This window comes from Halolactibacillus halophilus (assembly GCF_900115605.1).
GTDB classification, from domain to species: domain Bacteria; phylum Bacillota; class Bacilli; order Bacillales; family Amphibacillaceae; genus Halolactibacillus; species Halolactibacillus halophilus.
Map to the genome: position 1 here is coordinate 15695 of NZ_FOXC01000022.1, position 11589 is coordinate 27283.

Consider the following 11589-nt stretch of genomic DNA (forward strand, 5'->3'; position numbering starts at 1 on the left):
CTTCTTCGTATATTAATCGGCCATTAACGCTACCATCAAGGCTTTTTGCGCATGGAGGCGATTTTCTGCTTCTTGGAAAATAACAGAATGTTTCCCATCAATCACGTCTGCCGTCACTTCTTCACCACGGTGAGCTGGCAGACAGTGTAAGAATAGATAATCATCTTTTGCAAAAGACACGAGGTCCTCATTCACTTGATAATCTTTAAATAAAGCTTCACGCTTAAGTTGTTCACTTTCTTGTCCCATTGAAGCCCAAACATCTGTGTAAACAATGTCGCTACCGATCATTGCTTCTTTTGGATCCGTTGTAATCGTAATACTCACGCCTTGTTCTTTTGCGATCACTTTAGCGCGTTCGACAATAGCTTCATTTGGTAAGTAACCTTCAGGGGCTGCTGTCTTAAAATTTATCCCCATTTTGACTGCGCCAATCATCAGTGAGTGAGCCATATTATTTCCATCACCAATATAAGTCAGCGTCAAACCTTCTAATTGACCTTTCACTTCTTCAATCGTTTGTAAGTCCGCAAGGACTTGGCACGGATGATAGTCATCTGTCAGTCCATTAATAACTGGAATCGCACCATAATGTGCGAGCGCTTCGACATCCTCTTGTTTAAAAGTCCGAATCATGATGCCATCTAAGTATCCGGATAGCACTTGCGCTGTATCACTAATCGGTTCGCCGCGTCCTAGCTGTAAGTCCTTTGAACTTAGAAATAAGCCGGTACCCCCGAGTTGATAAATCCCGGTTTCAAATGAGACGCGCGTCCGTGTCGATGACTTCTCAAAAATCATCCCGAGTACTTTGCCCTTTAGCGGGTGATACACTTCCCTATTTTTTTGTTTTTGCTTAATCTCTTTAGCAAGATCTAACAGATAACGCAATTCTTCCGTTGTATAATCAAATAACGTGAGGCAACTTCTACCCTTCAATTGGTCCTTCACACTCATACATTAGCCTCCTCTTGTATCATTTGTCGATAAGATTGAATTGTTTTTGGTAAGGTCGGTGTCTGAGTTCTCGCTTTAAGATAAGCTGTCAATGTTTCATTTCGACTTAAGACCATAACCCCTTCACTTAACGCTTTTAACCGAATCACTGCCGATTGTTGGTCAGCTACACATTTAATTGTACCATTATCAAGCAAGCGGGTTGCTTCTTGTTCCGTGACCGAGACGACACGGGTTAATCCGTTATATATAAGCTTTTCACTAACCGTATCGTTCGCATAACAGATCCCGTCCACTTGAGCCAACTGGTTGATTAATGCTTTATCGATGTCTTGTAATCCTACATAAATCCCACCAGCTTCGTCAATTGTCATAAACTGATTTTCTTTATAACCGAAAGCTTTTTGAAGCGCCGCTTCAACCGTGTCACCAAGACCGATTGCCTCACCAGTTGAACGCATTTCTGGTTGCAGTAACGGGTCGACATCACTTAGCTTTGTATGTGAGAAAATCGGCATCTTTACCGCATAGAAGGCTGGTTTTAACTGTAGACCTAAGGTTGGATGAAGCTGTTTTAATGACTGATTCAGCTGGGTTCTGACCGCTAAATCAACCATATCGATTCCCGTGACTTTACTTGCGATTGGGACGGTACGTGATGCTCTTGGGTTTACTTCTAAGCAATAGAGTGTTTGCTCATCTTCACTTAAAACGAACTGAATATTAATTAGTCCCTTTAAATCAAGAGCTTTCGACAATTTCTTCGTGTACGTTTCAATCAAGGCTTCTTGTTGCTGCGTAAGATGCGGCGCCGGGAAAATTGCCATACTATCTCCTGAGTGCACGCCAGCTTTTTCAACGTGTTCAAAAATGCCTGGAATCACAATATCTTCACCATCACAAATCACATCAATTTCTACTTCTTTCCCTTCAATATAGCGGTCGAGTAACAACGGGAAGACTTTATTTGATGTTTCCGTTTGTAATAATTGATCGAGATACTGATCTAAGGCTTGGTCTGATTCTAGGACAACCATGCCTTGACCACCAATCACATAAGACGGGCGCAGAAGCACCGGATAACCAAAATTTTTGGCTGTTTCTTTTGCCTTTTCATACGAATGCACCGTTGTTCCGGGAATATGCGGAATCGCTAAGTCATCTAAGAGCTGATAAAATTGCTTCCGGTCTTCGGTGACATCAATATTATTAATGTCTGTACCGATAAGCTTGATGCCTCGTTCATGCAGATTTTCAGCTAGATTTACAGCCGTTTGGCCACCAAATTGAATCAATACACCGTCGGCTTGTTCTGTTAAGACAATTTGTTCAACATCTTCTGCGGTTAGTGGTTCAAAATATAAATGATCCGCCGTTGAATAATCAGTACTGACTGTCTCAGGATTGTTGTTAATAACAATGGCTTCAATCGCTTGGTCTTTTAACGAAAGGGCCGCATGTACTGAGCAATAATCAAACTCAACCCCTTGACCAATTCGGATTGGTCCAGAACCTAAGACCACAATTTTTTGTTGCTTATTTAGTGGCGTCACTTCATCATATTCAAGCCAAGAACTATAAAAGTACGGTGTTTTCGCTTCAAATTCCCCAGCACACGTATCAACCATCTTATAACTTGCGGTTAGGTTATGTTCACTTAAATAGTCATGTACCACGCTTACCGTTGTCTTTAAGAGCCGTGCGAGCGTCACTTCGCTAAGACTATATTTTTTTGCTTGAATAAGGATGTCTGTTGGGACGGTTTCAAGCGTATACTGGCTTACTTTTGCTTCAAAATCAATCAACATTTTAAACTCATGTAAGAAATAACGGGTGATTTGGGTATGGTGGTGTAATTGATCAATACTCATACCTCGGGTTAGTGCTTCCATCACATAAAACAACCGTTCATCAGTTGGGTTTTCTAAAGCCTCAATCAAGTCAGCCTCTGTGCACGCACCTAATGCCGGACGGTGGAAATCAACTTGGTTAATTTCCATTGACCGAATCGCCTTCGTTAAAGCTGCGGTGAAATTACGTCCCAGTGACATGACTTCACCGGTTGCTTTCATTTGCGTACCTAAATGGCGATTGGCTTGATGAAATTTATCAAACGCAAACCGTGGTAATTTTAGTGCTACATAATCAATCGCGGGTTCAAAGCTCGCATACGTATCTCCTGTGATCGGATTAAGGACTTCATCTAAGCGATAGCCGAGACTCAGTTTTGCCGCAATCCGAGCAATCGGGTAACCCGTTGCTTTAGATGCAAGCGCACTTGACCGACTAACACGCGGGTTGACTTCAATGATAATATAATCATTTGTCAGTGGGTTTAGTGCGAATTGAATGTTACATCCACCAATCACCCCTAAAGCACGAATCACCTTAAGTGATGAATCTCTTAGCATTTGATGTTGGTAATCGGTTAACGTTTGGCTCGGGGCAACAACGATACTATCACCTGTGTGTACCCCAACTGCATCAATGTTCTCCATATTACAAATAATAATCGCTGTATCATTATCATCCCGCATCACTTCATATTCAATCTCTTTCCAACCTTTCACCGATTGTTCGATGAGGACTTGGTGAATCGGGCTCTGATTTAAACCATTCTTTACAATCGTCAGTAGCTCTGTTTTAGAATCAGCAATTCCACCACCCGCACCACCTAGTGTGTAAGCAGGTCTCACAATAACTGGATAACCGATCTTGTCGGCAAACTGGCAGGCATCCTCACTATTTTCAACCGTCTGACTCATCGCAACTGGTTCGTGTAAATCTTCCATCATCGCTTTAAACTGTTCCCGGTCTTCCCCGCGCTCAATTGTCTCAAGCGGCGTACCGAGTAAGGTGACGTTATTGTCCTTTAATACACCGTGTTCGGTGAGTTTTGCGGCTAAGTTTAGACCGGTTTGTCCACCAAGTGTCGGAAGTAGCCCATCTGGTCGTTCTATTTTTATAATTTCAACTAAACTTTCAACGGTGAGTGGCTCCATATAAATATGATCGGCGATGTTTTCATCGGTCATAATAGTCGCCGGATTGTTATTGACCAACACAACCTCAATACCTTCTTCTTTTAAGGCAAGACAGGCCTGGGTCCCAGCATAATCAAATTCAGCTGCTTGACCAATCACGATGGGGCCTGAGCCAATAACAAGAACTTTTTTAATCGCCTCTAGTTTAGGCATAGACAATTGCCCCCTTCTTCGCCACATCTCTAACAAACGCTTCAATCAAGTGCATTGTGTCCGTTGGACCTGGATGTGCTTCGGGGTGGAATTGAAACGATGTGACTGGTTTTGTTTTATGTTGTAGTCCTTCAATTGATTGATCATTGACATTCGTAAAGAGAATATCAAACTCATTCGTAACAGTATCCTCACAGACGACATAGCCATGGTTTTGAGATGTCATATAGACTTTACCGGTGATGCTTGATTTTACCGCATGATTGCCCCCGCGGTGGCCGTAGACTAACTTTTTCGTTTGCATCCCGTAACTAAGCGCCAACAGTTGATGGCCAAGACAAATACCAAAACTCGGGTAGTGATCAGCGATCTTGCGGACGGTAGGGATGAGACTGAGGCAATCAACGGGGTCTCCTGGCCCATTTGAAAGCACAACCCCATCAATACCTAACTGATCGAGCTCAGTTTTTGTCGTGTGATATGGGCAGAGTGAAACATTTGCTCCCGCAGCAGTTAAAGCATCAATGATTGATTTCTTTTGTCCAAAATCGATAACAGCAATATGGGGGTGACGATTGCTGTAACTGTGATTATGCTGCACGTCTTTTACTGATACTTTTTTGACGACATCTGGGTCAATCTTCGTCATCGTTACTTTTTCATCTGGGTTCGTTGAAATTTTGCCGAAAACATTTGGATGGGTACGAATAATTTTGGTTAAGTGGCGCGTATCGACACCATAAATAATGGGCACCTTTGTTTTTTCAGCAAGTTGTTTTAGTGTATGGGTAGATGTTGGGTGGTCAGGATAATGACTGACCGTTTGAACAATAAGTGCCTTTGCGCCAAAACGGTCACTTTCTTTTACATCTCCATTACAACCATAATTCCCAATCAATGGGTATGTCATAGTCACGAGTTGCCCCTCATATGATGGGTCCGTCATCACTTCTTGATAGCCAATCATTGATGTATTGAATACCACTTCTCCCTCAGTTGTCGTCGCTTCAGTTAAAAATGTCCCCTCTAGCACATCACCGGTATTTAAAATTAAATAGGCCGTCTGCATCTATTATCCCCGTCCTTTCATATGTAACTTCCATCGCTTATCCGCTATTCAAAAGCTGTCTTTCGACAGTTGTCTACATTAATAATTATACATTAAGACTAATAATTATACATCGGTAGGCGAAACAAAACTAGCCGAAGCTAGTTTGTCTGTTGTTATGATAAAAGTTCCGCCATCTTTTCTAACCAAATCGTTGTGTCACTCAAATAGTTTTCTGCTTCACCAAATTGCCATTCGACACTTTGTTTGGCCGTTCCACCGTGTGCTTTTCTAGCATTGACAACCGCCAGTGGATCTAAAACTTCAAAAATATCGGCTTCAATGACTTCAGAGAATTGCTTAAATTCTGCTAGCGTTAAATCAAGTAAATATTTATGATTGTCGATACAGCTTAACACCGCTTCACCAACCACCGCATGTGCTTCTCTAAATGGTAAACCTTTTGTAACTAAATAATCGGCTAAGTCTGTCGCATTCGAGTAATCTTTTGCGACAGCTTCATACATGACTTCTTTATTCACCGTCATTGTTTCCACCATTGGGCTAAATAAGCTTAACGCACCAATTAATGTTTCAGCGGTATCAAACATACCTTCTTTATCTTCCTGCATATCTTTATTATAGGCGAGTGGTAAGCCTTTTAATGTCGTTAAAATACCCATTAAGTGACCATACACGCGTCCGGTTTTACCACGGACAAGTTCTGGTACATCCGGATTTTTCTTTTGTGGCATCATACTACTGCCAGTACAAAAAGCGTCATCTAACTCAATAAAGTTAAACTCCTGACTCGACCACTGCACAAGCTCTTCTGAAAACCGTGATAAGTGCATCATGATAAGGGACGCATCCGATAAAAATTCAACAACAAAGTCACGGTCACTGACAGAGTCTAAGCTATTTTCCGTAATCCTATAAAAGTTTAATTCATCCTTCACGAAGTGACGATCAATCGGGAACGACGTGCCCGCGAGGGCACCAGCACCAAGCGGTGATTTATTGATCCGCTTAAAACTATCCATCAACCGCTCCACGTCACGCTGGAACATAAACACATAACTGAGTAAATGATGGGCAAATAACACCGGTTGCGCCCGCTGCAGGTGGGTATACCCTGGTAAAATTGTATCGGTATGCGCTTTTGCTTGGTTTAATAAAGCCGTTTGTAGTGTCGTTAATAATTCGACTAATGTGACGACTTGATCTCGTAAGTAAAGACGCATATCTAGTGCAATTTGATCGTTACGACTCCGTCCGGTGTGAAGCTTCCCTCCAACTGGACCAATCTCATCAATTAATAACTTCTCCACATTCATATGAATATCTTCATTTTCTTTTGTTAAAACATCTTTATTTGATTTGATTAATGCATCGACTTTCTTTAAACCGTCGACGATCGTATCACGTTCATCTGCTTCAATGATCCCAGCTGAGGCTAACATATTCACATGAGCAAGGCTCCCTAAAATATCATACGTCGCCAACTTTTGATCAAAACTAATGGATGCCGTGTACTCATCGACTAATTCATTGGTTGGTTTTGTGAATCGTCCGCCCCATAGTTTCATTGTTTGACCGCTTCCTTTATATCGACTGTTGTTTTTGTCATCGATTCTGGTTTTGTTTGTTGCGCTTTTGTAACTGTTTCATGGACTTGTGTCGGTAAGCCCCACAGCTTAATAAATCCAAGTGCCGCATCATGATCAAACTGATCACCTGTTGAATAAGTCGCAAGATCTAAGTCATATAGTGAGTAGTCAGATTTTCTTCCAACAACCATTGCTTGACCTTTATAAAGTTTTACTTTTACAACACCTGAAACATATTTTTGTGTTTCGGCGATAAAGGCTTTTAAAGCATCTGTCAGTGGTGAATACCATAAGGCGTCATAAACAGATTGCGCAAATTTTTGTTCAATCAATGGTTTAAATTGTGATACTTCTCTTGGTAACGTCAGTGCTTCAAGTTCTTGGTGGGCCGCAATTAATGTCACACCTGCGGGTGCTTCATAAATCTCTCTTGATTTAATCCCAACTAACCGGTTTTCAACGTGATCAATCCGACCAACCCCATGCTTACCAGCGATTTGATTTAATTCTAAGATCAGTTCATGTAAAGGATACTGTTGCCCATTTATCGCCACAGGCTTTCCTTGATCAAAGGTAATTTCAATCGTTTCTGGTGTATCAGCTGCATCAACAGGATCGGTTGTTAATTCAAACGCATCCTTTGGTGCTTCTGCCCATGGATTTTCTAAGATACCACATTCATTACTTCTTCCCCATAGGTTTTGATCAATACTGTATGGACTTTCTTTACCAACTGGTACAGGAATACCATGTTTCTCAGCATAAGCTAATTCTTCGTCCCGCGTCATTTTCCACTCTCTTACCGGAGCCACGATTTTAAGATTTGGGTTAAGTGCCGTAAAGGCAACATCAAACCGGACTTGGTCGTTTCCTTTGCCGGTACAACCGTGGGCAACCGCAACAGCACCTTCTTGTTCGGCGATATCGACAAGTACCTTTGCGATCAAAGGTCTTGACAGGGCTGAAATTAGTGGATATTTACCTTCATATAATAAATTCGCTTGAAGTGCTGGTAACACATATTCTTCTGAGAAAAGTTCTTTTGCGTCAACGGAGTAAGATTTAATTGCCCCCACATCAATCGCTTTTTTCTTTACGAATTCTAAATCTTTACCTTCTCCTACATCTAACCCTACTGCGATGACATCATAATTGTATTGGTCTTGTAACCATTTAATTGCCACTGATGTATCTAATCCCCCAGAATACGCTAATACAATTTTATCTTTTGCCATGTTGATCCGCTCCCTTTTATTTAAATGATTTTATTTTCAATCGATTCGGTTAACTTGTGTATTATTATGCAATAGAAAGAATAATAATGCAACCCTTTTTGCGGATTTTTTTATTCTTTTTAGGGAATAGTATATTATCAGTCATAACATCGCAGCCTAACATTAGGATGAAAGCGGATTTCTATCTGATATACATAAAGATTAATATTTATGCGATAATATGTATATTTTTTTAAAAATTGAAACTTTTAAACGACAGCAGACGACTGATATAGTAGCGAAATACTTAAAAGGAGGCGTTAAGCATGAACAAGAAACAATGGCTTTTATTATTATTTAGTTTTACCCTTATCTTTATCGCTGCATGTTCAAATGATAATCAATCAGAAAGTAATACGATCAGTGATATGGATACGGCTGTTGAAGATGATGCTGCCCAGCAAGAGGCATATGATGAGGGAGGCATTCGACCCGAGGGACCGATAGAAGACGGTGAAACCGATGCGCCGGTTGATACAACAGATCGGAAGATTATGTATAATGCTAACCTAGAACTCACCACCCGTAAGTATGATACGGCAGTACAATTTATTGAAGAGGAAACAAACCGCGTCGATGGTTATATCCTTAATAAAGAAACGCATCGGTACGATGCGCATTTACGGTCTGGTTATTTTACGATTCGGATTCCTGCTGAAAACTTACAAACCTTTTTAAATCAATTTGAAACAGACTTATTCCAAGTCGAATACAACGCCATCTCAGGGCAAGATGTCACCGATCAATACGTCGATTTAGAAACGCGACTCAACACACAAAAACAATTAGAAGAACGGTTACTCACCTTTATGGAAGAAGCTGAATCAACAGAAGACTTACTCCAAATCTCGCGTGACTTAGCGAATGTTCAACTTGAAATTGAACGCCTGACGGGTCAATTAAACTATCTCGATAACCGAATTGACTATGCGACTGTCGATCTTCGGTTACAAGAAGAGGAAGTCAGCACACTTAAAGATGGCGATTTAAATATTTGGCAACGCACCAAAGACCAGTGGGTCAGAAGTTATGATGCGGTCATTATCTTCTTCTCTGATCTGTTTGTCTACATTGTCGGTAATTTACCAGTGATTATGATCTTTATTGTGATTACTTCTGTCATTGGGTTATTTGTAAGACACCGCTATAAAAAACAGCCGAAATCTCACCACCCACATAACAATGAAGATAAACAAGATCATGATCAGTAGTATATAATAGATTGTTTACAAAGATTAATTTTCGAAAGAAAAGCACCTGTCCTTGATGTTCAAGGGGCAGGTGCTTTTGATTGATCATTATCACATGTCAATCCCGTACATACGGTCAATGAAGATAGACGGCATTCATCATCTTCGATTACTCATCTTCATCTCTATAGCTAGCGACTAAAAAAGTATACGCATTCTCTTCTTGTGGATCATTTTCTTCGTAATCTTGAATAAGAGATCTGATTTTTTCATTAACCTCTTTCCATTGGTTAAATGATAATTTCTTAGATAGGTAACTCAGTTCTGCAGTGGATTCCATTTTGTCAGCACCAGAATCAAATGCCGTTAAATCTTCACTGAGTCTTTGAGTTGCTTTATGTACCTCAAACAGAAAAGATTGAATAATGGCCGGTTCATTCTGTTTTAATATATCACCTTCAACACTAACTGCATTACCTTGAAGATGTTTACTCGTATAGTAATACTCCGTTAGATTTTTCACTTGTTTTTCTTTTTCAATTTTTAATGCGTTTATATCTAACAGCTTTTTAATTGGATAATATAGCGCACTTGTTGGTAAGCCTACCCGTTTTGAAATTTCTTTCGTTGTCAGTGCTTGATCATTTGTTACTTTAAGAATTTGCATCGTTTTTTTATCAAAAATAACTTTACCCACATCATTCATGTCTGTCATATCATTCACCTCAATAACACTATATGATAACGATTTAATAATTTCAATCGATTTAATTCATTTTCTCCAATAGAGAGATCGTGCATAAGATAATTATTAATCCATAATAGCTAGCTCATCAGAATTTCATGATATAAATTGATATCATGAAATTCATCTACTCACTTTTGAAATCATAATTAACTTTTTGTACATCAAGGCTGACTTTATTATTATCACCATTCGTTAGAATTATCGTTACCTGACTTCATTTTAAAATCTCTGTTTATCTTTGAATTTATATTCTATCATATTAATCAGACAACAGACTAGGTAATGAACGTACTTGCTTCTCAAAAAGAAAATACAAAGCAATCGTCAATAATCCTAAGCAACTTATAAACATTGTGAAATATACACCTAATAGCGATGGCACTAGACCACCTAATAATGATCCGAGCGGCATAGCAAAGACTAAAATACTATCAAGTACAGATGATACCCTTGCTAATAATTCCTCTTCTATTGACGTCTGAATATAAGTGATAAGTAATATATTCATCATTCCAAACGGTATAAATCCAACACCAAAGATAATCGCTGCGATTATAATGTTCGTCATCCATATAGAAGCCCCCCACATGGTAAAAGAAATAAGTGGTAGAATGACGAGAAGTTTACCTAACGGATATACCATTATTTTCGCAGCAAATGTTAATCCCAACAAATTCCCGACTGTCAGGGCAACAATCAAGAACCCGTAATAACCACTCCCACCTTTTTCAAATGCGTAAAGCGGAAGAATGGCTTCAGCTATACCGAATGAAAAATTCGCAACGAGAAACGGAAGACTGATAAGAAAAATTTTGGACCTGAAAAAAAATTTTAAACCATCAATTAATTGCTGCTTATAACTAATGAACACTTCTTTCGGTTGGGTTTTATGTACATGAGTAAACGTTAGTTTACGAAATAAGATAGCTGCAATTAAAAATGTCAGTGCATTAAACAAATATATTTCTTGAATACCTATGAGTAAGATTGATCCTGCAAAAATAGTCTTCATAACTACATTAATGATCTGTTGCGAACTACTGGCAATTGAATTAAATTGGCCTAGTTGATTTTTATCTACAATTAACGGTGCAATCGAAATCTCTGCTGTCCCTTGGAAATTTTCTAAAAGAGAGACGAAAAACATCACAATAAGTATTAAACTAATTGATTCTACTTTAAATATCATAGCGATAGGCACAATAAGCATAAGTACAAATTGCATCAGTTGAGAAAAAATCAATACTTTACGCTTATTTAACATTTCAATAATTGGACCTACTAAAAAATTTAAACTTTTTGGGATCATCACAAGTGCGGAAGCTAATCCAGTGTAAAAAGCACTACCAGTTAAATCAAACATATACCAAATAATTGCGATTTCGTACAAGCTATCTCCTGATGAAGATACTAATCTTCCAAATAATAAACGCTTCGTCATTTTGTCATTTAACATTTTTCCACCCCTGAAATATATTTTAACGATTAAATATATTTTATATTATTAAAGAAAAATGTCAAGCGTCCTATAAACCAATACAAATAGTTAAAACCACTTAAAACCT

General features: G+C 39.2%; 8 protein-coding genes. 1 reads left to right on the forward strand and 7 read right to left on the reverse strand.

From position 1 onward, the window contains the following. Positions 1-12 precede the first annotated feature (12 nt). The 5 genes from argF to BM098_RS08525 all read right to left on the reverse strand — a co-directional run bounded on the left by argF (position 13) and on the right by BM098_RS08525 (position 8047). Entirely contained in the window at positions 13-957 is a 945-nt protein-coding gene (gene argF / locus BM098_RS08505) for an ornithine carbamoyltransferase (protein ID WP_089832373.1), read from the reverse strand. Then, positions 954-4154 carry a carbamoyl-phosphate synthase (glutamine-hydrolyzing) large subunit gene (gene carB / locus BM098_RS08510; protein ID WP_089832375.1) on the reverse strand — a complete coding sequence of 1067 codons (3201 nt, stop codon included), beginning with the start codon at positions 4152-4154 and terminating at the stop codon, positions 954-956. The genes argF and carB overlap by 4 nt, the downstream gene beginning before the upstream one ends. Further along, positions 4147-5223 carry a carbamoyl phosphate synthase small subunit gene (locus BM098_RS08515; protein ID WP_089832377.1) on the reverse strand — a complete coding sequence of 359 codons (1077 nt, stop codon included), beginning with the start codon at positions 5221-5223 and terminating at the stop codon, positions 4147-4149. Before BM098_RS08515 ends, carB begins: the two co-directional genes overlap by 8 nt. Positions 5224-5378: 155 nt before the next feature. Further along, positions 5379-6791, reverse strand: a complete 1413-nt coding sequence (gene argH / locus BM098_RS08520) for an argininosuccinate lyase (protein ID WP_089832379.1) — start codon at positions 6789-6791, stop codon at positions 5379-5381. Then, positions 6788-8047 (reverse strand): argininosuccinate synthase, encoded by a 1260-nt coding sequence (locus tag BM098_RS08525; protein ID WP_089832381.1) that lies wholly within the window; start codon positions 8045-8047, stop codon positions 6788-6790. The genes argH and BM098_RS08525 overlap by 4 nt, the downstream gene beginning before the upstream one ends. Positions 8048-8352: 305 nt before the next feature. On the opposite strand from BM098_RS08525, the gene BM098_RS08530 reads away from it, so the two are divergent. Next, positions 8353-9297, forward strand: coding sequence for a DUF4349 domain-containing protein (locus tag BM098_RS08530; RefSeq protein ID WP_089832383.1), 945 nt, complete (start codon positions 8353-8355; stop codon positions 9295-9297). A gap of 148 nt (positions 9298-9445) precedes the next feature. Here the strand turns inward: BM098_RS08530 and BM098_RS08535 are convergent, their stop codons facing one another. Both BM098_RS08535 and BM098_RS08540 read right to left on the reverse strand, forming a co-directional pair. Then, complete coding sequence (locus BM098_RS08535) at positions 9446-9991, reverse strand: winged helix-turn-helix domain-containing protein (RefSeq protein ID WP_089832385.1); 546 nt, start codon at positions 9989-9991, stop codon at positions 9446-9448. Positions 9992-10283: 292 nt separating this feature from the next. Then, positions 10284-11480, reverse strand: coding sequence for an MFS transporter (locus tag BM098_RS08540; protein WP_089832387.1), 1197 nt, complete (start codon positions 11478-11480; stop codon positions 10284-10286). Positions 11481-11589: the final 109 nt, after the last annotated feature.